Source organism: Curtobacterium phoenicis (assembly GCF_047238015.1).
GTDB lineage: Bacteria > Actinomycetota > Actinomycetes > Actinomycetales > Microbacteriaceae > Curtobacterium.
In genome coordinates this window covers 1,968,239-1,990,688 of the sequence record NZ_JBDFLZ010000002.1, presented here as the reverse complement: position 1 = coordinate 1,990,688, position 22,450 = coordinate 1,968,239, and the positions used below count along the sequence as shown (strand labels likewise).

Here is a 22,450-nt window from a genome sequence, read left to right as displayed (position 1 = left end):
CGCCGGGTTGGATGACCGCATGACGAGTGAAGCATCCGACAGCGCCACCGACGGCCCCCTGCTGTCGCTGGTGTACTCCAGCCGCGCGGTCGTCGGCTTCGGGCTCGACGCACTCGACGAGCTGCTCGTGCACGCGCGCACGGCCAACGAGGCGGTGGGCATCACGGGACTCCTGCTCTACCGGGACCACCGGTTCCTGCAGTTGCTCGAAGGTCCCGAGGCGGCGGTGCGCGAGAAGATGGCCTTCATCACGGAGGACCCGCGCCACGACCACGTCACGGTGCTGCTCGAGGAGGACGTGGCCGAACGGCAGTTCCCGGGGTGGACGATGGGGTACGCCGCCGAGGACAGCCTGCGGCACGCCGAGGTCCCCGGCTACCGGACGACGTTCGACGACATCGACTTCCTGCCCGACGACCACGAGGCCGAGCCGATCGTCCCCGCGCTGCGCGAGCTCATCCGGTGGTTCCGGGAGACCCGACCGGCCGGCACCGAGCAGGCCACGGCGCAGCCGGCGTAGTGGCCGACGGGGTCGCGGCGTCGCTCACGCGGGCGCCGGCCCGGCCCGACCGACGATGGTCAGCAAGGCTGTCCAGTCCGACGGAGCAGCGCCGCCTCCGGCGCGCACGCCCTCGTACACGGCGCGCGCATCCTCGTACGCGGCGCGCGCATCGTCGTACCGGGCAGCGGCCTGGAGGACCGTGGCCGGGCTGAGTGGACCGGCCAGCGCGGCGAGGGCGCGGGCAGCGGCGGCGTCCGTCGCGGACCCGGACCGGTGGTGCGTGGTCCCGGTGCGGAGGTCCTCCACGGCCATCCAGAGTTCGAGCGTGCTCCTGACGACCCCGAGGACGAGGTGCAGTCCGATCAGGTCGGCGCCGCGGCCGAAGCGGGTCGCTGCGAGGGTGAGGTCGAAGCGCACGGCGTTCTCCGGCGACGGCTCCGGCAGCCGCACGGTCCCGCCCCGGACCGCGGCGTCGACCCGCCGTCCGTCGGCGAGGACGAGCCGGAGTCGCTGAACGGCGTCGTCGACGTCGTCCAGGGAGTCCTGCCATGCCCAGGGCGTCCCGGCGAAGAGACGCCCGGCGTCCACGTCGGCGGTCAGGTCGAGCTCGACGTCGAGGTCGCTCCACCGGTCGAGGCGGTCGGGTGTCACGACGGACCCGTAGGGACGAACGTCGAGGACGACGGGGTCGGCCGTGCCGAGCCGTTCAAGGAGATCGGTCTGCCAGTGCATGCCCGCACCCTACGAGGATCGGTAGCGTCACGGTCGTGGGGATGATCACGGACACGCGTCGGGGCGACTGGCTGCTGCCGCGCGCTGGCGGCTGGGCCACGGCGGGTGGCGTCGCCGGGACGGGCTTCGCGGCGTACGCGCGGGTGCTGCACCCGCTCGACGCACGGCGTCACGACCTCGCGGTCACCGACGGGTGGGGCCTGCACCCCGTCGTGGAGGAGCGCCGGTGGCGGTGGGCCGAGGTCGCGGCGCGCCGGGGTCGGGACCTGCACCCGCTGGTGCAGTGGACGCGGCTCACCGGGGCGGAGCCACCACGGACGTTCGAGACCGATGACGGGTGGACGGTCGGTCCGCCCGAGGAGGGGCAGCTCGACACGGACGTCCTCGCCGCGCTCACGGAGCACCTGGTGCCGGCGACGACGACCCCGGACGACCTGGTCGCCGCCGTGTGGGACGGGTGGGGCGACCTCAACGGGAGCTCCGCGACGATCTCCTTCTTCGTCGGGGAGCCCAGCGAGGAGGACATCCGTGAGCAGCAGCGCAGCGATGCCGAACGCGCGCTCCGGGAGGATGCCGTGCAACGAGGGCTGCAGGGGCCGGTGTTCGGGTGGCCGGGGCGGTCGTTCCACCTGATGACGGCGTCCATACGGTTGTTCGCGGACCCGACCTGGCTCGACTCCGCGGACCTCGAGGCCTGGCCGGCCGCCGGCCACACGCCGCAGATGCTGTGGCCGGAGGACCGCGCGTGGGTGCTCGCGACCGAGATCGACTGGGACGCGACGATCGTCGGTGGCAGCCGGGACCTCGTGGACGACATCGTCGGCGACGACCGGTTCGAGGCGTTCGAGGTGCGGGTGGACGACGACCTGAGCTGGGCGGGGGACGTGGACGACCAGGGTTGAGCCGTCGCTGTCGTCGGGTCGTGTGAGACTCCCCGGGTGACGAGCTGCTGCGCACCCGGGTGCGACTCCCCCGCGACGGACGACAGCGCTGTGGTTCCGCTCTGCGGCGTGCACCACGAGGCCGTGGTCGGCGCGGGCGGTGTCGAGGACGTCCTGCCCGGCCCGTGCCTGCTCTGCGGGTCCCGTGTCGGCGTCCGCTACCCGAGCGGCGCGGTGTGCGCGGTCTGCGAGTGGCGCTGGGGGGACGTCCCGGACGGTGACCTCGCTCCCCCGCGGGTCGACGTCGTGTACTACCTGCGGATGCGGGACGCGTCGGGCGACCGCATCAAGATCGGCACGACCGCGAACCCGCGGCAGCGCCTCGCGGCCATCGCGCACCAGGACCTGCTCGCGTTCGAGCGCGGGGACCGCACGCTCGAACGCCGCCGTCACGCGCAGTTCGCCGCGACACGCTACCCGGGCACCGAATGGTTCCGGACGTCGCCGGAGCTGCTCACCCACGTCGACACGGTCGCTGCCGGCGTCGCGGAGCCGTGGGAGCTGCTGGCCCGGTGGCGGAGCGAGGCGCTGGCGCTGCGGGGCTGATCGACGTCTGCGGTCAACCGCTCAGGTCTGTCGACGCGATCGGTTCGAACCGCATCGCGCCGCCGACCTCGCGGTACCGGACGAGGGCGAGGCACGCTCCTCGGAGGTCGCCGAGCGGCACGTCGCGCGCCGAATCGACGAACGCGGCGACATGCGATTCCGGCGCGGCTGCGCGGTGCACCGTCAGGGAGACGTGGGCGGTGTCGCGGACGAACGCCGGCGTGGGCGGTTCTCCGCCGTGCAGGGCGGCACCGACCTCGCGCATCCGTCGCCGGACGGCGAGCAGTCGGTCGTCGGCGAAGCCCTGTGCGAACACGCCAGCAGCCGAACCGCCGAGGCCGCGGAAGGACACCTGTGGCATCCCTCCACGGAGCGCTTCTCCGGCCGCCACCCAGTAGGCGTCGACGAGTACGGGGTCCACCTCGTCGCGGTACGGCTCGAGGCTGGTGACGGTCATGTGCAGATCGGACGGAGCGACCACGGTCTGTGGGCCGGCCATCCGGTCGGCGAGCGCATCCGTCGCCTCGACGAGTCGTGCGTGCAGCTCCGCGCCCGGGAGCACGACGAGGCTGAGCCCCCAGCGTGCATCGCCGTCCACGGGCGGGCGGTCGATCACGAGGTCCCCCGTCTCGTACGAGGAACGCGCACGGGCCCACAACGCGTCGTACCTCGACAGGTACTCGTGCACGGTCATGCGCTAAGCACACCACACCCGTCTCCCGACACGGTACGGTGCGGACGTGTCGACGTCGCCGCTGCCGTTCTCCCCGCTCCCGGTCGTGACCGGCGCGATGCACTACACCCACGGGCCGTCATCGAGACGGGCGGAGGGCGTGCCGCGGGGTCGGGTCGTGCAGTTCGACCTCGACGACAGCACGGTGTACCCCGGGACGACCAGGACCGTCCGCGTGTTCGTGCCCGCCCAGTACGACGGCTCGGAGCCGGCCGCGCTCATGGTCTTCCAGGACGGTCGGCTGTACCTCGACGATGCCGAGGACATGCGTGCCGGGACCGTCCTCGAGAACCTCGTGCACGAGGGCTCGATGCCCGTCACCGTCGGGGTCTTCGTCGACCCGGGCCAGCCGACGAACCGCAACGCCGAGTACGACCCTGCCGACGACCGCTACGTCACGTTCCTGCTGGACGAGGTACTGCCCGCCGTCGAGCAGCGAACCGGTGTCCGGTTCACCGACGACCCCGCGCGGCGCGCGATCTGCGGCGGTTCGAGCGGCGGCAACTGTGCGTTCACCGCTGCCTGGCACCGACCGGACGCATTCGGTCTCGTGCTCGGCTTCGTGTCCAGCTTCGCCCAGATCCCCGGAGGCGACCCGTACCCCGCACTCATCCGTTCGACCGAGGACAAGCCGATCCGGGTCTTCCTGGAGGCGAACCGCTTCGACCTGCGACACGACCAGCGGGAACGGAACTGGTACAGCGAGAACCTGCTGGTCACCGCCGCCCTCGCCGAACGCGGGTACGACCACCGACTCGTCCTCGGCGACGGCGGTCACAGCCCGAACCACGGCGGGGTGGTCCTGCCTGACGCGCTGCGGTGGCTCTGGCGCTGACGCCGGCTCAGCGGGCGTAGGCGTCCACGAACAGCGGCCCGCGCAGGTCGCGCAGGGTGTCTACGAGCTGCTCGATCGTCCGCTTCGAGATGCCGGACACCTGCAGGTCGTGCGGTCCGAGCGCGGGGAGCCGCCCGGTCCGGATGCGGACGACCTCCCACCCGACGGCGCGGACGGCGCGGTCCTTCCGCCGGTCGGTCTCCTGCCTCGGGCCCACGTGCTCGAGGCCGTGCCGCCCAGTGGAGTCGTACTCGATCGCGACGCGGAGCTCCGGCAGCACGATGTCCGGCCAGGCCTCGACGTGGTCGAAGAACGGTCGGTCGAGCCGGATCGCGTTCCGGTCGAAGGTGAACTCGAAGCGTTCGGAGAGGGCCGCACGCAGCTCGGCCTCGACCGCGGAGGCCATCGCGGGCGCGCAGACGCTCGTGAACGCTTCGCCCGAGGGCAGCCGAGGCGTCTTCGGACAGATCGTGCGCGGGACCGGGCGCCGTTCGCCCGCCCGCCGTGCTCCGGTACGGTCCGGGCGGTTCCGCGAGGTCGGGACCGCTCCGGCCGGGACACCCCGAGCAGGTGCGGCGGGCAGGGTCTGCCGGCCGGTCAGCCGCACGACCCGCTGGGGTGCGGGGACGGCCGCCGGCCAGTCGGCGGGCAGGACGGGCCACCGCTGCGGCTGTGCCTGCACGGCGCACTCGGGGCACCAGACCGACCGGCGTCGCTCACGGCCCGGCCGTCCGCGCTGCTCGGCGGGGGTGGCGACGAAGACGTGTCCGACGTCGCACTCCCACGTGAGCAGGACCTCGGCCGCCGGCGGGACCTGGGTCAGGACGACGCCGTGGTTCCACTCGGGGTGGTACTGCCTCACGAGCACCGGGTAGGACTCCCACGCGGCGCGGAACTCGCCGACGGCGTACGGCACCGCGACGCCACGCGACCACTGCCGGCGGCGCCACCACGCGTCCACGGGTTCGACCACACGGCCACGGTAGGAGCGACCGCTGACAACCGGTCGCTGCACAGACCGCGTGTGAGCACGTACTGTCCACAGGGCGACCCGGAGCCGTGGCGTCCGACGCGAGGGCGTGCCAGGGTCGAGAGCGTGTACACCGACATCACCGGCCCCGCCCTCCTCGCACACCGCGGCAGCGCCGTCGAGCCCGACGACTTCGACACCTTCTGGCGCGACACCCTGGCGTCGTCCCGCCGGCACCCCATCGCCGTCGAGATGCCGCGGGTCGACACCGGGCTGTCGACGCTCGACACGTACGACGTGTCGTTCGCCGGGTGGGACGGACAGCGCGTCCGTGGCTGGCTCACGGTCCCGGCGGGCACCACGGCCGACGCCCCGCTGCCGGCGGTGGTCGAGTACATCGGGTACGGCGGCGGCCGGGGGCTCGCGACCGAGCACCTGCTGTGGGCGTCCGCCGGCTACGCACACCTCGTGATGGACACGCGCGGCCAGGGCTCGGGCTGGTCCGTCGGCGACACCCCGGACCCCGACGGCAGCGGCCCGGCCTCGCCCGGCGTCATGACCCGGGGCATCGAGTCGCGCGAGACCTACTACTACCGGCGGCTCACGGTCGACGCGGTCCGCGCCGTCGACGCCGTCCGCTCGATCGACCTCGTCGACGCGGAGCGTGTGGCGGTCCTCGGCGTCAGCCAGGGCGGTGGCCTCGCGATCGCGGTCGCCGGCCTCGTCGAGGGGTTGGCCGGGGTGTTCCCGCGGGTGCCGTTCCTGTGCGACTTCCCCCGGGCCTCGGTGATCACCGACGCCGATCCGTACCGCGAGATCGCCCGGTACCTGACCGTGCACCGCGACCGCCGCGACCAGGTGTTCAGCACGCTCGCGTACTTCGACGGAGCCCTGCACGCCGCACGCGCGACCGCGCCCGCGTGGTTCTCGACGGCGTTGATGGACCCGATCTGCCCGCCGTCCACGGTGTACGCGGCCTACAACGCCTACGCGGGACGCAAGGAGATCACGGTGTGGGAGTACAACGGGCACGAGGGCGGCGGCGCGCACGAGGACACGGCGACGCTCCCCCGACTCGCGAGCGTGCTGGGCGGCTAGGGCCCGCCGAGCACGGGGCGCGCGCCGAGCCCGTGCCGCGCGCCGAGCCCGTGCCGCGCGCCGAGCCCGTGCCGCGCGCCGAGCCCGTGGCGCGTGCCGAGCCCGTGGCGCGCGCCGAGCCCGTGGATGTCCAGCCGGAGGCGGTTCAGCGGCCGAGTGCGTTCCGCGCGTACGCGACGAGGACGTTGGCGTGACCGTGCCCGAGGCCGTGCTCCTCCTTGAGCCAGGAGACGACCTCCATGTGCTGGTGGTCGTCGAGCCGGTCGGCCACCAGGTCCAGCCACTCCTGCACGGGGCGGCCGTACTTCGCCTCGATGCTCGGGAAGTACGACTGCGGCCCCGTCGCCTTCGTGCCCGCGGCTGGCGGCTCGGGCGCGGTCACTCGGTGCTGTGCGGTCATGCGCTCACGGTAGCGCCGCACGCGGCGCCACAGAAGGCCCCTCGTGCGCCGCTGAGCGTCATCGGACGTCACACCCGGCCCCGGTGTGACGGATTGTTCCGTCCCGTGGCGGCGTGTTGCGACGGCCGTTGTCGAGGTGCACACGTGCCTCCTACGGTCGCCGCATGACCGACACCACCGAGGTCCCCCGACGGGACGCGTCCCGCGTCCACGACGCGACGAGTGCTGCGGACGCGCACCGTGCCTCCAGGCCGGAACCCGCGGGCAGCGCGGCGATCGACTCCGGAGGCGCAGCCGACGACGCGCTCACCGCCGCCAGCCGCGCCGCCCTCGACCGCCCCGTCGTCCCGCTCCGCCACCCGGTCCGCTGGATCGCCGCCGCACTCGTGCTGATCATCCTGCTGAACTTTGTCGAGACGCTCTTCACGAACGAGCAGTGGGGTTGGCCCGCCGTCGGGAAGTGGCTGTTCAGTCCCGCGATCCTCACGGGTCTGCAGCTGACGCTCGTCGCGACGGGTCTCAGCGCGGTTATCAGCTTCGCGGGCGGGATCGTGGTCGCGGTCGCCCGACTGTCGCGGAACCCCGTGCTGTCCGGTCTCGCGTGGGGGTACGTGTGGCTGTTCCGGTCGGTGCCGCTCATCCTCGTGCTCGTGTTCCTCTACAACCTCGGGTCGCTGTACCCGACGATCGGCATCGGGATCCCGTTCGGTCCGCAGTGGGACATCCCGACGGCGAACGTCCTCGGCGACCTCGCGATCGGGGTGATCGGCCTGAGCCTCAGCGAGATCGCGTACGCGTCCGAGATCGTCCGCGCCGGGGTGCTCGCCGTCGACCACGGGCAGCTCGAGGCGGCGCAGGCCCTCGGCCTGTCGCGACGTCGACAGTTCACCCGGGTGGTGCTGCCCCAGGCGCTCCGCTCGATCGTGCCGGCCTTCGTCAACCAGATCGTCGGGTTGCTCAAGGCCTCGTCGCTGCTGTTCTACGTGTCGCTGCTCGACCTGTTCGGCGTGGTCCAGAACCTGTCGAGCACCTACCCGACCGACATCATCCCGCTCCTCGTGGTCGCGACGATCTGGTACCTCGCGTTGACGAGCGCCGTGTCCATCGCCCAGTACTACGTGGAGCGCTGGACGTCACGCGGCTCCGCACGGGCGCTCCCGCCGACGCCGTTCCAGCGGCTGCGTGCCGCGGTGCGGCGGGGCCGGCCTGGAGGCACGGATCACGAGGCGCAGGCCGCCTCGGCCCGGCGCGTGGTCACGTCCGGAGACAACGACGGGAAGGTCATCTCGTGAGCGCGTCCATCGCCGTCACCGGCGCCGTGAAGTCCTTCGGCGACCTGCGGGTCATCGACGGCATCGACCTGTCGCTCGCCGCCGGCAGCGTCACGGCCGTCCTCGGGCCGTCCGGCTCCGGGAAGTCGACGCTCCTCCGGGCGATCAACCACCTCGAACCGCTCGACCGGGGCGTCGTCACGATCGGCGGGGAGACGATCGGCGTCCGCCTCCGGACGCACCGCGACGGCTCGGCCCGCTACCGGGAGCTCCCCGAACGGCTGATCCGGCGCCAGCGGTCGCGGATCGGGTTCGTGTTCCAACGGTTCGAGCTGTTCCCGCACCTGACCGCGCTGGAGAACGTCGCCGAGGGCCCGATCGCCGCCGGGGAGCCCCGCGCGCGAGCGCTCACCCGCGCGCGGGAGCTGCTCGAGCAGGTGGGCCTCGGCGACCGCGGGGACGCACGGCCCCGGCAGCTGTCCGGCGGCCAGCAGCAGCGCGTCGCGATCGCCCGGGCACTGGCCCTGGAGCCGTCGGTCGTGCTCCTCGACGAGCCGACCTCCGCGCTCGACCCCGAGCTCGTCGGCGAGGTGCTCGGCGTCATCCGGTCCCTGGCCGACTCCGGGACGACGCTCGTGATCGTCACCCACGAGGTCGCCTTCGCTCGGGAGGTCGCCGACCACGTCGTCTTCCTCGACCACGGGCGGGTCGTCGAACAGGGGCCGCCGGCACAGGTCATCGACGCCCCGGAGCACCCGCGGACCCGCGACTTCCTCGCCCGCGTCCGCTGACGGCTCCGTACCGCCCTCCACCGAACCACACCACTGCCGATCCGAACCAGGAGAACCATGTCCACGATCACCCCTGCCCGCTGGCGCCACCAGGCCGGCGCCCTCGTCCTCGCCGCCGGCGTCGTCGTCGCACTCGCCGGGTGCGCCGCGAACGCCTCGGCCGGCACGTCCGCCGCCGCCGACGGGACCGTCACGATCGGCGCACACGCGAACGGTGCAGCGACCGAGACCAAGCTCACGGTCGAGGAGGACGCGAAGCTCCACGACGAGCTCCCGGCAGCGGTCAAGCAGTCCGGCAAGCTCACCATCGGCGTCGGTGCGCTGCCGTCCGGGTTCCCGCCCCTCGCGTTCACCGGCGACGACCAGAAGACGCTCACCGGTTCCGAGCCGGACCTCGGCCGCCTCGTCGCCGCCAAGCTCGGACTCGAGGCCGACGTGCAGAACGCGACGTGGGACAACCTCTTCGTCGGCATCGACAGCGGCAAGTACGACGCCGGGTTCTCGAACATCACCGTCACCGAGCAGCGCAAGGAGAAGTACGACTTCGCCTCCTACCGTCAGGACAACCTCGCGTTCCAGGTACTCGCTTCGGCCTCGTGGACGTTCGACGGCGACCCGGCGGTGCTCGCCGGCAAGACCCTGTCGGTCAGCTCCGGAACGAACCAGGAGAAGATCCTGCTCGAGTGGCAGAAGGAGCTCCAGGCGAAGGGGAAGGACTTCACGATCAAGTACTACCCGGACGGCAACGCGATCAAGCTCGCGCTCGACTCGGGGAAGATCGACGGCTACTTCGGCCCGAACCCGACCATCGCGTACCAGAACACCCAGAGCAAGGGCACCGCGAAGCCGACCACGACCGCGGGCACGTACTCCGGAGCCGGCTCGACCCTGCAGGGGCTCATCGCGGCGACCACCAAGAAGGGCAGCGGCATCGCGAAGCCCGTGGCCGCGGCGATCAACGAGCTCATCGCGGACGGCACCTACGCGAAGTGGCTGCAGGCGTACAACCTGTCGAACGAGGCCGTGAAGACCTCCGAGGTGAACCCGGAGGGGCTTCCGCTCGACAACAGCTGACCCGCCCACGTACGACGCCGCCCCGCTGCCGATCGGCAGCGGGGCGGCGTCACGTCCGGGCGTTCCTTCCGCACCACGGCTCATCACGCGCGCACGCGTCAGGCGGGGACCGCGAGGTTCCCGCGCGTGCGCGTCGTCCGGCGGCCCCACTCCGCGGCGAGCAGCTCGTACGAGCGGACCCGTGCGGCGTGGTCGTGGGTGATCGTCGTGACGAGCAGTTCGTCCGCGCCGGTGACGCGACGCAGGGTCTCGAGCTGGTCGGCCACGGACTGCGCGGTGCCGACGAACCGGGTCGCGACGCGATCGGCCACCGATGGCGCGTCCGCGGGGTCGAGGGGATCCGCGCGGGCCTCGCTCGGCGTCGGGTACGGGATCGCACCGACGCCCGAACGGATCGAGTGCACCCACCGGTCGTAGCCGAGGGCGAGTTCGTCGGCCTCGTCCGCGGTGCGGCCGACGACGACGTCCGCGGAGACGATCACGTGCGGCGCGGCGAGGACCCCGGGTCGGAAGGCCGCCCGGTACGCCGCCACCGAGTCGAGGACCGTTCCGGGCGACGAGTGGTAGTTCGCCCCGTAGGGCAGGCCGAGCGTTCCGGCGATCCGGGCGCTCTCGCCCCCGGTCGACCCGTGGATCCACAGCTCGACGGGAGCGCCGGACGCCGGGGGTGCCACCACCACGTCCCCGTCGCCGACGGTGTGCCCACCGGCGAACAGGTCCCGGACGAGCGCGAGTTCGTCGGCGAAGCGTTCGACGTCACCCGGTACCCGGCCGAGCAGCTCCCCCTGCAGCGCGAACCGGGACCCGGGGGCGATGCGGAAGGCGTACGGCGCCGGGACGAGCAGTCCGTCGACGACCTCGTCGGGACGTGTCGCGGGCGTCGGCGGCTTCGGGGCCCCGGGGGCGGGCGCCCCCGAACGGCCGAGCCCGAGGTCGATGCGCGGGCCGTACAGCGCCGCGAGCGTGCCGAAGGCCTCGGCGATCTGGAGGCCGCGGACGTTGCCGACGAGGGTGGCCGCGCTGCCGACACGGATCGTCGAGGTCGCGGCGGCGACGGCGCCGATCACGATGTTCGGTGCGCTGCCAGCGACCCCGGGGTTGAGGTGGTGTTCGGCCAGCCAGTACCGGGCGTACCCGACCCGCTCCGCCGCTCGGGCGAGGTCGATCGTGGCGTGCAGGGCGTCCGCAGCGGTGGAACCGGACGGCACCGGGACGAGGTCGAGGACCGAGAGCGGGGTGGTGCTCACGCCGACACCGCCTGCCGGTGCGTGATCCTGCCCGGGAGACCGAGGGTCTGTCTGAGGGTCGCCCCGTCGCCGTACGACTCGCGGTACACGCCACGCTCCTGCAGCAGCGGCACGACGCGGTCGACGAACTCGTCGAGGCCGTACGGGTTCGTGTGCGGCACGACGACGAACCCGTCGGACGCGCGTTCCTGCACGTACCGGTCGATCTCGGCGGCGAGGTGGTCGGGCGTGCCGACGAAGCCGCCACGGGTCGAGACCGCGATGACGAGCTCCCGTGTGGTGAGGTGCTCCGCCGCGGCCCGGTCCCGCCACTCCTGCACGGTGGCGCGGGGGTCCCGCACGTGCCGGACCCGGCCGCGCGTGATCGCGTCGGCGTCGACGTCCGGGTCGTCCGTCGGCAGCGGGCCGTCGACGTCGTGGTCGGACAGGTCGCGGTTCCAGACCTGTTCGAGGAAAGCGATCGCGGTGGCCGGGCTGACCTGGGCACGACGGATCGCCCGGGACTTCTCCTCGGCGTCAGCCGGGGTGTCGCCGATCGTGAAGGTCGCCCCGGGCAGCACGAGCAGCTCGTCCTCGGTCCGGCCGACGGCCGCGAGCCGGGCCGTGAGGTCCCGGCGGAACGCCCGCGCGTCCTCGAACTCGGTGTGCAGCGAGAAGACCACCTCGGCGTGCCGGGCCGCGAGGTCGCGCCCCTCGTCGGAGTCGCCGGCCTGCACGACGACGGGGTGCCCCTGCGGACTCCGTGGAACGGGGAAGGTCCCGACGACGTCGAACTGCGGACCGTGGTGGTCCACGTCCCGGATCCGGGAGCGGTCGGCGAACCGTCCGGCGGACAGGTCGGCGACCACGGCGTCGTGCTGCCACGTGTCCCAGAGCTCGCGGGACAGCTCCACGAACTCGGCGGCCCGCGCGTACCGCTCGGCGTGGTCGAGGAAGCCTCCGCGCCGGAAGTTCGCCCCGTGGAACGCGTCCGAGCTCGTCACGACGTTCCAGCCCGCGCGCCCCTCGCTCAGGTGGTCGAGGGTCGCGAGCTGCTTCGCGAGCTCGACCGGCTCGTTGAAGGTCGTCTGCAGCGTCCCGACGAGACCGATGTGCTCGGTGACACCGGCCAGCGCGGCGAGGACGGCGAGCGTGTTCGGCCGCCCGACGACGTCGAGGTCGTGGATCCGGCCCTTCTGCTCGCGGAGCCGCAACCCCTCGGCGAGGAACAGGAAGTCCAAGAACCCGCGCTCGGCGTTCCGCGCGAAGTGCTCGAACGAGGAGAACGCGATCTGGCTCTCGGCACGCTCGTCGCTCCACACCGTGGTGTTGTTGACCCCCGGGAAGTGCGCGGCGAGGTGGACCTGGCGCTTGCGGCTCATGCGGGTACCCCTTCGGTGGCGTGGCGGCTGACCGCGGGCGCGAGGCCGAGCCTCGTCCGGAGGTCGGCGGTGGGACGGGAGGCGACGTCCGCCCGGAGGCCGGCCGTCACGAGTGCGGGGACCAGTCGTCGGGCGATCGCGGTGCTGTCCTCGGGGATGCGCAGCGGCCGGAGCCGGACACCGGCGTACCCGAGCGCGCGGAGCCCGGCGATGTGCTCGACCAGTTCGGGCACCGTCGTGGCGAGCACGGCCGCGTCGGAGCTGGCGGCGTAGGACGACCCGGCAGCGGCGTCGAGCGCGGCGAGGTCGTCGGCGGCCTCCGCCGCCGAGGTCCCGATGAGGACGGCGACGTCCGCGAGGACCGGACGCACGCGGTCCGACCCGGCCACCTGCTCGGCGTCACGGACGAGCGCCAGGGCGTGTCGCGCCTCCAGGCCGGGGCCGGGCGTGACCAGCACGACGTCCGCGGCGTCGACGGCGAGGGCGGCAGCGTCGTCGCGGTGCGCGAGTGCGAACACCGGCGGCCGTCCCTGCGGCGAACGCGGCACGATCGACGCGCCGTGCACGGACACGTGCTCGCCGACGAACTCGGCGTTGTGTATCCGGTCCCGGTCGATGAACCGGCCGGTCGTCACGTCGCGGATGATCGCGTCGTCGTCCCAGCTGTCCCAGAGGCGGGTGACGACCTCGGCGACCTCGCGGGCCTCGGCGAAGAGATGCTCGCTGGTCTCGCCGCCGGGGCGCCGGCCGAAGAGGGCCGCTTCGCGCGGCGTCGGGCTGACCTGGAGACGCCAGCCGGCGCGGCCGAGCGAGACGTGGTCGAGGGTCTGGAGGCCCGTGGCGACGTGGAACGGTTCGGTGTGCGTCACCGAGACGGTCGGCACCAACCCGACCGACCGGGTCGCCGGGGCGACCGCGTTCGCGACGAGGAGCGCGTCGAGTCGACCGACGACCGTCGAGGTGTCGAGCTCGCCGGTCACGTCGACGGGTCCGGCGGAGAAGGAGTCCTCGATCGTGACGGCGTCGATGCCGGCGCGGTCCTGCTCGACGACGAGCTCGCGCCAGTGACGGAGGCTGCTCAACCGGGTGGCGGTCGGACCGGCGACACGCCACGCAGCGGGGTGCCAGCCGGCGCCGTGCAGGGCGGTGACGAGGGTGGTGCGGTCAGGCACGGTGCGCCTCCGGACGGTGCTGGGCGTCGGTCATGCCGTGACGCTACGGCGGATCACCGTGGTCGACGACCGGTGTTGCCGCGCATGACCGGACGTTGCGTCGTGTGACGCGAGCGGTGGCGCTGCGGCGTCGCGCACCGTCATGCGAGGGGGCGCTCGTGGTCGGCGGACCGCGGCGCCGCGTCGGCAGTGCACGGCGCCGGGCCGGGCCGCTACGAGACGCAGACGCCGGTGTGCGAGGGTCGGGGCATGACCGTCTGGTTCGTCACGCACGCGGAGCCCGTCGTGGACCCGGCCGCACCGATCGAGTCGTGGGGGCTCTCCCCCGTCGGTCGGGCGCGGGCCGGGGCGTGGCGTGCGCCAGCGGCCTGCCCCGTGGTGTCGAGCACCGAGCGCAAGGCCATCGAGACCGCGGAGCTCGTCGCCGAAGGCCGCTCCGTGGAGCAGGATCCGGCCCTCGGCGAGATCGACCGGAGCGCGACCGGGTACCTCCCGCTCGACGAGTTCGACGCCGTCGTCGAGGCGTTCTTCGCGCGGCCGTCCGAGTCGGTGCGCGGGTGGGAGCGGGCCGTCGACGCCCAGGAGCGGATCGTCGCGGCGGTGCGGTCGCACGCCTGCGCCGGCGATGTCGTGCTCGTGTCGCACGGTGCGGTGGGGGCGCTGCTCCTCGCGTCGTTGTCCGGCAGGCCGATCGCCAGGACCTTCGAGCAGCCGGGCATGGGCAGCGTGCTGACGCTCGACCCGGTGTCGTGGCGCGCGACGAGCGGCTGGCGGCGGCTGCCCCTGCCGGCCTGACCGCGCTGCCGGCCCGTCCGGCTCAGGCGGCTGCGGCTGCGGCTGCGGCAAAGCGACACTCGCGCCGGATGGACCCAGACGAGTGCTCCGGAAGCGACAGATCGTGCTGCGGAACCCGCGGAACACTGTCGCTCTCGCGAAAGCGACAGACCGCCAGCCGCGGTCGCGACCACGCCGCTACGCGGGCAGGCGCTCGCCGGCCTCGACGGCGACGTCGAGGCGGTTCTCGGCGGGCGGCAGCGGGCAAGTCGCGTGCGGCGTGTAGGCGCACGGCAGGTTCGTCGCCCGGTTGAAGTCGATGCTCGTCAGGCCCGAGCCGTCCGGTGCCGGCACGGCGAGGCTCCGCGTCGCGGCGTACGTCGTCACGCCCGAGGTCCGGTCGGTGAACAGCACGAGCAGTCCGTCGCCGTGCCCGTTGAAGGCCGTCAGGGTGCGCGGGCCGTCGAGGTCGAACCGCAGCACGCCCGGCGCGGTGTAGACGTGCTGGAGGCCGTCGACGACCGAGCCCACGGTGACCTCGCGCGGCTCGTCGAACGGTTCGAAGCGTGCCTCGACGACGAACGACGGGTCCGGCGCGTACGCCGGTGTGCCCCGGTAGGACGTGCGCAGCGGCGTCGAGGGCCGCCGTGGCCGGATGATGTCGCTGCCCCCGCGCCGAGCGACCTCGATCACGACGGTCTCGTCGCCGTCGCGCCAGAGCACGTCGACACCGGAGCGTTCGGCGAGCGACCCGAACCGGTGCGAGCCGGTCACGACCTGTCCGTCGACCTCGATCGACTCCCCCGGGTCGAGCGCGACGACGGGCCCGTCCGCGGAGGTGGACCACGCTCCGGGTGCGTCGTCGAACCGTTCGGGCTCGGCCTGCAGCCACCGGATGCTCGTGATCGCGAGGAACCCGTGCTCGCTCGCCCGCGCGGCTTCGTGCGCGTCGTGCCACGTGGTCCAGTCGGTGGCGAAGGGTGTGGTCGTCGAGGTGGTCATGCAGCGACGGTACGACGAGCAGCCGTCGGCCGCGACGCGGTCGGTAACACGGCGCCGTCCTGGAGGCACGACGCGGCTCCACGACGCTCGTCGCTCACCAGGGGTGGCTGATGCTCCGGGCGTGCACCGTGCCTCCCGTCCGCTGCCGCTGGGCCGGGACGGGTGCCGCCGTCTCGAGGCTCCGCGCGACGGCGGAGCACGCCGCGCCGCGCGCGACGGCGACGACGCCGGCGGTGGAGAACACGACCTCCGCGAACGGTCCACGCGGCAGGCGGTCCCGGAGGCGCGACCGGACCGCCTCGAGGAAGGGCTCACCGCCGAGGACCGCGGCGCTGCCGCCGATCGTGACCCGCGGCACGTCGAGGAGTTCGACCACGTGCGCGAGTGCCGACCCGAGCGCTGCGCCGCCCTCGGCGACGAGGTCGGCCGCGGCGGGCTCCCGGCACATCCGGGCGTAGGCGGCGCGGACGGCCGCGGCGTCGTCGGACGCGACCTGGACGTCGAGGACGCCCGCGGACACCGCGCGCCGGACCTGCTGCAGCGGCTGGCAGGCCTCCCACACCGCGGTCCACCGACCGTGCGCGTACACCGGCATGCCGCCGAACTCCCCCGCGTTGCCGGTCGAGCCCCGGACGACCTCCCCTGAGGCCACCGCGGCCGCGCTGAGTCCGCTCCCGAGGTGGACCGCCACGAGGTCCTCCGGTTCCCGTGTCGTCCAGGCCTCACCGAACGCCCCGGCCACGGCGTCCTTCTCGAGGTGCACCTCGGCACCGGTCCGTGCCGCGAGTTCGGCGGCGACCGGGTACGCGGACCACGGGCGCATCTGTGCCGGGGTCCGGAGTCGCTCGGAGTCGCGGTCGATCGGGCCAGGGACAGCGACGGTGATCCCGTCCACCACGCGGCCGGGCGCCTCGGCCCGGAGTCGTCCGACCGCGGCAGCCATCGCGTCGAGCACCGCTGCGGGGGCCGTCCGGGCCGCGATGTCGTGGTGCTCCGCGGCGAGCACCGTCCCGGTGAGGTCGACGAGGACCGCCTCGAACGCCGCTGGGTCGAGGTGCACGCCGATGCCCGTCCGTGCCGACGGCACCACGGCGAGCGCCCGGTCCCCGTCCTGCTGCACGAGTCCCTCGGCGACGAGTCGCGCCGTGATGTTCGAGACGGTCTGCGCGCTGAGGCCGGTGCCCCGGGCGAGTTCGACGCGCTGGACGGGGCCCGTGCGGCGGACGAGGTCGAGCACGAGGGCGCGGTTCCGGGTGCCGACGTCGGCGATGTTGGTGCCGCCGTGGGGCGTTCCACCGTGCAGCACGGTGCGGCGGGAGGGTTGACGGGGCTGCTCCATGCTCCTTAGCATCGCTGCTCGAGGGGTTTTGTCAATCGATTGGATTGAACGGTCCGGTCGGGTGGGCCCCTCGTGTTCGACCGAGGTCACGACGGGGTGGCCCGGGACCGAGAGGACGCTCGTGACGACGACGACACGAACAGGGACCGCAGTACCTCCGAGGCCGACGACCCGCAGCATCACCACCGCGGGCTCCGGCAGACGCCACCGCGAGAAGCACCCGTGGACCGCGGCCGAGAAGCGCCGCCTGCGGATCGGGCTCGCGTTCGTGTCCCCGTGGATCGTCGGCGTGCTCGTCTTCATCGGGTACCCGCTCGTGTACTCGTTCGTGATCAGCCTCACCCGGTACTCGGGCATGCAGGGCGCGACGTGGGTCGGGTTCGGCAACTACGTCGCGGCGTTCATCGACCCGCTGGTCCACACCGCGGTGGGCAACACGGTGTTCTACGCGGTCATCGCGGTACCGGTCGGCATCGTGGTGGCGATCGTCATCGCGGTCGCCATGAACCAGGACGTCCGCGAGATCAGCTGGTACCGGACGGCGCTGTACATCCCGTCGCTCATCCCGACGTTCGCGCTCGCGTTCATCTTCGTCGTGCTCGTGAACCCGCAGACCGGGCTCGTGAACCAGGCACTCAAGCTCGTGGGGATCCCCGCGACGAACCTGCTCGGGGACCCGACGACGGCGAAGCTCGTCATCGTCGCCCTCGCGCAGATGGGTGCCGGCAACGCGGCGCTGATCTTCCTCGCGGGCATGCGGGGGATCCCCAAGACGCTGTACGAGGCCGCGCGGGTGGACGGAGCCGGACCGGTGCGGCAGTTCTTCGCGCTGACGCTGCCGCTGCTCTCCCCGGTGATCCTGTTCAACCTCATCACCGGGATCAGCAACGGGCTGCAGGTCTTCACCGAGGCGTACGTGATCTCGTCCGGGACGGGAGGCCTCGGCTCGCCGGACAACGGGACCTTGTTCTACATGCTCTACCTCTACAAGAACGCGTTCAGCTACGCGCAGCTCGGGTTCGCGAGCGCGATGGCCGTCCTGCTGTTCCTCGCCGGGATGCTCCTGTCGGGGCTCGTCTACTGGCTGTCCAAGCGGTTCGTGAACTACGACGTGACCGGGGAGTGACGCGATGACCACCGAGACCACGAAGTCCGTCACCACCGTGGGGGCCCGCTCCACCCGGGACGACCGCGGCAGCTCACGGAACGCCGACGGGTCCGTCCGTTCCGTCTGGTCGTCGATCACCGCGCGCATCGTGCTCGTCCTGATGAGCGTGCTGTTCCTCGTCCCGATCTACTGGATGGTCATCTCGGCGCTGAAGGGCAACACCGAGCTCGGTGCCTTCCCCGCCACCTGGTTCCCGCACTGGCTCGACTGGGGCAACTTCGCGCAGGCCGTGCAGGCGATGCCGTTCTTCACGTTCTTCCGGAACACGCTGATCATCACGGTCCTCGTGACGGTGTTCTCGGTCGTGTCGAACCTCGTCATCGCGTACGGCTTCGCGTGCATCGACTGGCGCGGCCGCGACCGGCTGTTCTACGTCGTGCTCGCGACGCTGTTCATCCCGTTCCCGGTGACGCTCATCCCGATGTTCGACCTGTACGCCCGGCTCGGGTGGATCAACACGTTCCTGCCGCTCGTGGTGCCGGCGCTGTTCGGGTCGGCGTTCTACACGTTCCTGCTCCGGCAGTTCCTCCTGCAGATCCCGAAGGACCTGCTCGACGCCGCCCGCATGGACGGGGCGTCCGAGTGGCGGATCCTCTGGACGATCGTGTTCCCGCAGGCCCGTGCGGCCCTCGTGACCGTCGGCATCTTCGCCGCGGTCGGCGCGTGGAACGACTTCCTCGGGCCGCTCATCTACCTGCAGGACCAGAGCGTGCAGACCCTGTCGATCGGTCTGCAGGTGTTCCGGCTCAACAACTCTCAGGACTTCCAGTTCAACCAGCTCATGGCGGCGTCGGTGCTCATCATCCTGCCGCTCGTGGTCCTGTTCTTCGTGTTCCAGCGGACGTTCCTCAAGGGCGTCCAGATCGGGAGCTTCAAATGACCTCCGCGTTCAGCCGCCGTTCCTTCCTGCGGGGGGCGACCGCCACGGCCGGTGCCGGTGCCCTCGCGCTGCTCGCCGCGGGCTGCGCGACGGGGTCTCGGTCGTCGAACCCGAACCAGGTGTCGCTCTGGGGTGTCACGGGAACGTTCGTGCCGTTCCAGACGAAGGTGATCAAGCAGTTCCAGGAGCTGCACCCCGAGGTCGACGTCGTCGTCAACCAGGTCCCCTCGCAGGGCACCGGCGACGCGACGAGCATCATCACGGCCGTCCGCGGCGGCACCGCCCCGGACCTGTGGCTGCTCGACCGGTTCAGCGCCGCGCAGTACGCCGCGATCGGGCTCATCGAGCCGATCGACGACCTCATCGCCGAGTACGAGGACGAGTCGAAGGAGGAGTTCCTGTCGCAGTGGCTCGGGTTCGCGGTCGGCGAGGTCTCCTACGAGGGCAAGACGTACGGCCTCCCGCACGACACCGACGCCCGCGGCATGTTCGTCAACCGCACGATGCTCAAGGACGCCGGGGTGGACCTCGACGAGTTCGACTGGGAGCAGAACGGCCCGGTGACGATGGACCGGATGTGGGAGGTCAGCCAGCAGGTCACGAAGAAGTCCGGCGGCGACTACACGCACATGGGCCTCCTGCCCTGGTACGGCGAGGGCTGGCCGTTCACCTGGGGCCTCGGGTTGGGCGCGTCGTACTACGACCAGCAGGACTCGCGGATGACGATGGACTCGGCGAGCGTCCGGAGCATCTACGACTTCTACGCGGACTGGGCGGAGCGCCTGGACTACCGCGCGGCGGACACGTTCATCGCGACCTACGAGCCGACCGGACACCCGCCAGGACAGACCGCGTTCATGGGCAACCGGATGGCGTTCATGGTGAGCGTGCCGTCGACCATCCAGAGCTTCGACAACTTCGGCCCGAAGGACCTCGACTGGACGACCGCGTTCTTGCCCGTGCAGCAGGAGGGCGACCCGAAGTACACCTGGTCCGGCGGCTTCGCGCTCTGCCTGCCGAAGGGGTCGAAGAAGACCAAGGCCGTCTGGGACCTCATGAAGTACTTCACGGGCAAGCGCGGCCAGGAGACGTACATGGTCCCCGCGACGAGCGTGCCGACGAACATCGCCGCCCTCGAGGACCCGAAGGGCTCCGCGAAGTCGATCCGCTACTTCGTCGAGTCGATCACCGCGAGCACCTGCCGCCCGCCGCTGCCCGTCGGCGGTGCGTGGTGGGACTCCCTCGCCGACGCGCGTTCGAGCGTGCTCCTCGGGACCGCGACACCCGAGCAGGCCGTCGAGCGGGCGCAGAACCGCGTCGACCCGATGATGCAGACGTACGCGCCGTTCAGGCTGCCGAAGGACTACGACAAGGTCCGCATCTAGCGGACCGCCGCCTGTCCGTGCGGCGCGACCCGTGCCTCCAGGCCGTCACGACGCACCACGAGACCACCGGGACCAGCGCGTCCCGACCCGACCGACGAGGACCAGATCCATGCCCACCGCCCCCATCCGCGTCGCCGTCCTCGGCTTCTGGCACGTCCACGCCGGCGACTACGCCCAGCAGACCGTCGACCACCCCGACACCGAACTCGTCGCCGTCTGGGACGACGACGAGGCCCGCGGCCGCGAGGGCGCCGAGCGCTTCGGCGTGCCGTACACGGGCGACCTCGACGCACTCCTCGCCCGGGACGACGTCGACGCCGTGACGATCACCACCTCCACCGTCGTGCACCACGACGTCATCACCCGCGCGGCACGCGCCGGCAAGCACGTCTTCACCGAGAAGCTGCTCGCGCCGACCGTCGAGGAGTGCGAAGCGATCGTGCGGGCCTGCGACGAGGCGGGTGTCGCGCTCGTCGTCTCACTCCCGCGGCTCCACCACGGGTACACGACGGCGATCCGGGACGAGATCGCGAGCGGCCGCCTCGGCGAGCTCACGTACGCACGCGTCCGGCTGTCGCACGACGGCGCGATCGCTCCCTGGCTGCCCGAGCGGTTCTTCGACCCGGCGACGGCGATCGGCGGCGCACTGACCGACCTCGGCTGCCACCCGGTGTACCTGACGCAGCTGTTCCTCGGCGCGGCACCGGACTCCGTGTCGGCCGTGTACCGCTCGCTGACCGGTCGCGCCGTCGAGGACCACGCGGTCGTCACGGTCGGCTACCCGTCGCAGGCGATCGGGGTCATCGAGGCCGGCTTCGTCGCGGGCACGCCGTTCACCATCGACCTGTTCGGCACCACTGGCCGCCTCTCGTACACCGACGACGGCAACCGCCTCACCGCCGGCGGACCCGGCTACGGCGGCGAGACGGTCGACCTGCCGGTCCCGGACGACGCCCCGGACGCCTTCGCGCGGTGGGTGACGCACGTCCACGACGGCACCCGCGCCGACGACAACGTCGCGCGGGCGATCGAGCTCACGCGGCTCGTCGTCGCCGCGAACGCCGCAGCCGCCAACGCCGTCGCCGCGGACGCCGCAGCCTCGACCGACACCGCCGCACCCGCGGCGCCGACCCCCGCCCCCGCCTGACCCGCACGACACCACCAACCGGAGCACACGCATGACCACCTCCCTCGCCACCCCGATCCGCGTCGGCCTCATCGGCGGCGGCGGCATCGCCACGTTCCACATCAACGGCTACCGCGAGCACGCCGACACCATCACCATCGGTGCCGTCGCCGACGCCGTCCCCGCGACCGCCGAGGCGCGCGGTGCCGAGCTCGGCGTGCCGTCGTTCACCGAATACCGCGACATGCTCGACCAGGCGGACATCGACGCCGTCGACATCTGCCTGCCGCACCACCTCCACCGCGACGCGATCGTCGCCGCCGCGCGGGCCGGGAAGCACGTCCTCTGCGAGAAGCCGCTCTGCCTCACGCCGGAGGAGGCCGCCGACGTCGAGACCGCCGTCCGCGAGGCCGGCGTCACGCTCATGTGCGCCCACAACCAGCTGTTCATGCCCGCGGTCGCGAAGGCCAAAGCGCTCATCGACGGTGGCGCGCTCGGCACGGTGTACGAGGTCCGTACGACCGACTCGTTCCGGAACGAGTTCGACCCGTCGAACATGGGCTGGCGGGCGCACGCCTCGACGAGCGGCGGCGGCGAGCTCATCGACACCGGCTACCACCCGAGTTACCTGCTCATGCACCTCGCGGGTGGGGTCCCGGTGTCGGCGACCGCGATGCTCTCCACCCACCGCCTGTCGTTCATGGAGGGCGAGGACTCCGCGCAGTGCCTGTTCCGCTTCGACAACGGCGCCGTCGGGCAGCTCGTCACGAGCTGGGCGTACGAGCCGGCCGCCGGCACCGAACGGTTCAGTGTCGTCGGCGGGCTCGGCGCACTGACCAGCGACGGCACGACCCTCCGGTGGGACCTGCACGACGCGGACGGTCGACCGACGACCAGCGAGACCGTGACCTTCGACGAGGTCGACACGTTCTCGGCCGAGATCGCCGCGTTCGGCGCCTGCCTCCGCGACGGCACGCGCCCGATCCACACCGAGCGCGAGGGGCTCGCCGTCCTCGGGATGATCCTCGCCGCGTACGAGGGGGCGCGCACCGGTACGATCGCCCCCGTCCGCACGGCCGACCGCGCGGTGTCGGTGTGACCGC

At 72.4% G+C, this 22,450-nt stretch carries 23 protein-coding genes; 14 read left to right on the top strand and 9 right to left on the bottom strand.

Translation table 11 applies throughout. The features are described 5' to 3' along the window. Window positions 1–19: 19 nt before the first annotated feature. Entirely contained in the window at window positions 20–520 is a 501-nt protein-coding gene (locus tag ABC270_RS09680; RefSeq protein WP_412880592.1) for a BLUF domain-containing protein, read from the top strand. 24 nt (window positions 521–544) lie between these two features. On the opposite strand, the gene ABC270_RS09675 is transcribed toward ABC270_RS09680, so the two are convergent. After that, the gene (locus ABC270_RS09675; RefSeq protein WP_412880591.1) at window positions 545–1,234 is read right to left on the bottom strand and encodes a hypothetical protein; all 690 of its coding nucleotides are present in this window, start codon (window positions 1,232–1,234) and stop codon (window positions 545–547) included. 35 nt (window positions 1,235–1,269) lie between these two features. Here ABC270_RS09675 and ABC270_RS09670 point away from each other — a divergent pair, with 35 nt between their 5' ends. Then, window positions 1,270–2,136: a hypothetical protein gene (locus tag ABC270_RS09670; RefSeq protein ID WP_412880590.1), complete on the top strand. Its 867-nt coding sequence runs from the start codon at window positions 1,270–1,272 to the stop codon at window positions 2,134–2,136. A 36-nt stretch (window positions 2,137–2,172) separates the two neighbouring features. Beyond that, window positions 2,173–2,721, top strand: a complete 549-nt coding sequence (locus tag ABC270_RS09665) for a GIY-YIG nuclease family protein (protein ID WP_412880589.1) — start codon at window positions 2,173–2,175, stop codon at window positions 2,719–2,721. A gap of 13 nt (window positions 2,722–2,734) precedes the next feature. On the opposite strand, the gene ABC270_RS09660 is transcribed toward ABC270_RS09665, so the two are convergent. Continuing rightward, on the bottom strand, window positions 2,735–3,415 hold the full coding sequence (locus ABC270_RS09660) for a 2'-5' RNA ligase family protein (protein ID WP_412880588.1): 681 nt from the start codon (window positions 3,413–3,415) through the stop codon (window positions 2,735–2,737). A 46-nt stretch (window positions 3,416–3,461) separates the two neighbouring features. Between ABC270_RS09660 and ABC270_RS09655 the strand changes: the two genes are divergently transcribed. Further along, window positions 3,462–4,289, top strand: coding sequence for an alpha/beta hydrolase (locus tag ABC270_RS09655; RefSeq protein ID WP_412880587.1), 828 nt, complete (start codon window positions 3,462–3,464; stop codon window positions 4,287–4,289). 7 nt (window positions 4,290–4,296) lie between these two features. On the opposite strand, the gene ABC270_RS09650 is transcribed toward ABC270_RS09655, so the two are convergent. Continuing rightward, the gene (locus ABC270_RS09650) at window positions 4,297–5,262 is read right to left on the bottom strand and encodes a hypothetical protein (RefSeq protein ID WP_412880586.1); all 966 of its coding nucleotides are present in this window, start codon (window positions 5,260–5,262) and stop codon (window positions 4,297–4,299) included. A 123-nt stretch (window positions 5,263–5,385) separates the two neighbouring features. Here ABC270_RS09650 and ABC270_RS09645 point away from each other — a divergent pair, with 123 nt between their 5' ends. Then, entirely contained in the window at window positions 5,386–6,357 is a 972-nt protein-coding gene (locus ABC270_RS09645) for an acetylxylan esterase (RefSeq protein ID WP_412880585.1), read from the top strand. Between the two features lie 145 nt (window positions 6,358–6,502). On the opposite strand, the gene ABC270_RS09640 is transcribed toward ABC270_RS09645, so the two are convergent. Next, entirely contained in the window at window positions 6,503–6,757 is a 255-nt protein-coding gene (locus ABC270_RS09640; protein ID WP_412880584.1) for a DUF4287 domain-containing protein, read from the bottom strand. A gap of 164 nt (window positions 6,758–6,921) precedes the next feature. Between ABC270_RS09640 and ABC270_RS09635 the strand changes: the two genes are divergently transcribed. Genes ABC270_RS09635 through ABC270_RS09625 form a run of 3 tightly spaced genes read left to right on the top strand, consistent with a single transcriptional unit; the run spans window position 6,922 to window position 9,893 of the window. Further along, a complete protein-coding gene (locus ABC270_RS09635; RefSeq protein WP_412880583.1) occupies window positions 6,922–8,049 on the top strand; it encodes an amino acid ABC transporter permease in 1,128 nt (375 codons plus the stop codon). Continuing rightward, window positions 8,046–8,819: an amino acid ABC transporter ATP-binding protein gene (locus ABC270_RS09630; RefSeq protein WP_412880582.1), complete on the top strand. Its 774-nt coding sequence runs from the start codon at window positions 8,046–8,048 to the stop codon at window positions 8,817–8,819. Before ABC270_RS09635 ends, ABC270_RS09630 begins: the two co-directional genes overlap by 4 nt. A gap of 57 nt (window positions 8,820–8,876) precedes the next feature. Then, window positions 8,877–9,893, top strand: a complete 1,017-nt coding sequence (locus ABC270_RS09625) for a transporter substrate-binding domain-containing protein (RefSeq protein WP_412880581.1) — start codon at window positions 8,877–8,879, stop codon at window positions 9,891–9,893. 98 nt (window positions 9,894–9,991) lie between these two features. On the opposite strand, the gene ABC270_RS09620 is transcribed toward ABC270_RS09625, so the two are convergent. Genes ABC270_RS09620 through ABC270_RS09610 form a run of 3 tightly spaced genes read right to left on the bottom strand, consistent with a single transcriptional unit; the run spans window position 9,992 to window position 13,673 of the window. Next, window positions 9,992–11,140, bottom strand: coding sequence for an LLM class flavin-dependent oxidoreductase (locus ABC270_RS09620; protein WP_412880580.1), 1,149 nt, complete (start codon window positions 11,138–11,140; stop codon window positions 9,992–9,994). Next, the gene (locus tag ABC270_RS09615; protein ID WP_412880579.1) at window positions 11,137–12,501 is read right to left on the bottom strand and encodes an NtaA/DmoA family FMN-dependent monooxygenase; all 1,365 of its coding nucleotides are present in this window, start codon (window positions 12,499–12,501) and stop codon (window positions 11,137–11,139) included. The genes ABC270_RS09620 and ABC270_RS09615 overlap by 4 nt, the downstream gene beginning before the upstream one ends. Beyond that, window positions 12,498–13,673 carry an LLM class flavin-dependent oxidoreductase gene (locus tag ABC270_RS09610; RefSeq protein ID WP_412880578.1) on the bottom strand — a complete coding sequence of 392 codons (1,176 nt, stop codon included), beginning with the start codon at window positions 13,671–13,673 and terminating at the stop codon, window positions 12,498–12,500. The genes ABC270_RS09615 and ABC270_RS09610 overlap by 4 nt, the downstream gene beginning before the upstream one ends. A gap of 249 nt (window positions 13,674–13,922) precedes the next feature. Between ABC270_RS09610 and ABC270_RS09605 the strand changes: the two genes are divergently transcribed. Then, the gene (locus ABC270_RS09605; RefSeq protein WP_412880577.1) at window positions 13,923–14,468 is read left to right on the top strand and encodes a histidine phosphatase family protein; all 546 of its coding nucleotides are present in this window, start codon (window positions 13,923–13,925) and stop codon (window positions 14,466–14,468) included. Between the two features lie 177 nt (window positions 14,469–14,645). On the opposite strand, the gene ABC270_RS09600 is transcribed toward ABC270_RS09605, so the two are convergent. Then, window positions 14,646–15,449 (bottom strand): DUF1684 domain-containing protein, encoded by an 804-nt coding sequence (locus ABC270_RS09600; protein WP_412880576.1) that lies wholly within the window; start codon window positions 15,447–15,449, stop codon window positions 14,646–14,648. A 94-nt stretch (window positions 15,450–15,543) separates the two neighbouring features. Then, the gene (locus ABC270_RS09595) at window positions 15,544–16,788 is read right to left on the bottom strand and encodes an ROK family transcriptional regulator (RefSeq protein WP_412880575.1); all 1,245 of its coding nucleotides are present in this window, start codon (window positions 16,786–16,788) and stop codon (window positions 15,544–15,546) included. Between the two features lie 121 nt (window positions 16,789–16,909). Between ABC270_RS09595 and ABC270_RS09590 the strand changes: the two genes are divergently transcribed. From ABC270_RS09590 to ABC270_RS09570, 5 genes are all read left to right on the top strand, one after another. After that, window positions 16,910–17,914 carry a carbohydrate ABC transporter permease gene (locus ABC270_RS09590; RefSeq protein WP_412880574.1) on the top strand — a complete coding sequence of 335 codons (1,005 nt, stop codon included), beginning with the start codon at window positions 16,910–16,912 and terminating at the stop codon, window positions 17,912–17,914. A 4-nt stretch (window positions 17,915–17,918) separates the two neighbouring features. After that, complete coding sequence (locus ABC270_RS09585) at window positions 17,919–18,836, top strand: carbohydrate ABC transporter permease (RefSeq protein ID WP_412880573.1); 918 nt, start codon at window positions 17,919–17,921, stop codon at window positions 18,834–18,836. Beyond that, a complete protein-coding gene (locus tag ABC270_RS09580; protein ID WP_412880572.1) occupies window positions 18,833–20,221 on the top strand; it encodes an extracellular solute-binding protein in 1,389 nt (462 codons plus the stop codon). Before ABC270_RS09585 ends, ABC270_RS09580 begins: the two co-directional genes overlap by 4 nt. 109 nt (window positions 20,222–20,330) lie before the next feature. After that, window positions 20,331–21,368 (top strand): Gfo/Idh/MocA family protein, encoded by a 1,038-nt coding sequence (locus tag ABC270_RS09575; protein WP_412880571.1) that lies wholly within the window; start codon window positions 20,331–20,333, stop codon window positions 21,366–21,368. Window positions 21,369–21,399: 31 nt separating this feature from the next. Beyond that, the gene (locus ABC270_RS09570; protein ID WP_412880570.1) at window positions 21,400–22,446 is read left to right on the top strand and encodes a Gfo/Idh/MocA family protein; all 1,047 of its coding nucleotides are present in this window, start codon (window positions 21,400–21,402) and stop codon (window positions 22,444–22,446) included. Window positions 22,447–22,450: the final 4 nt, after the last annotated feature.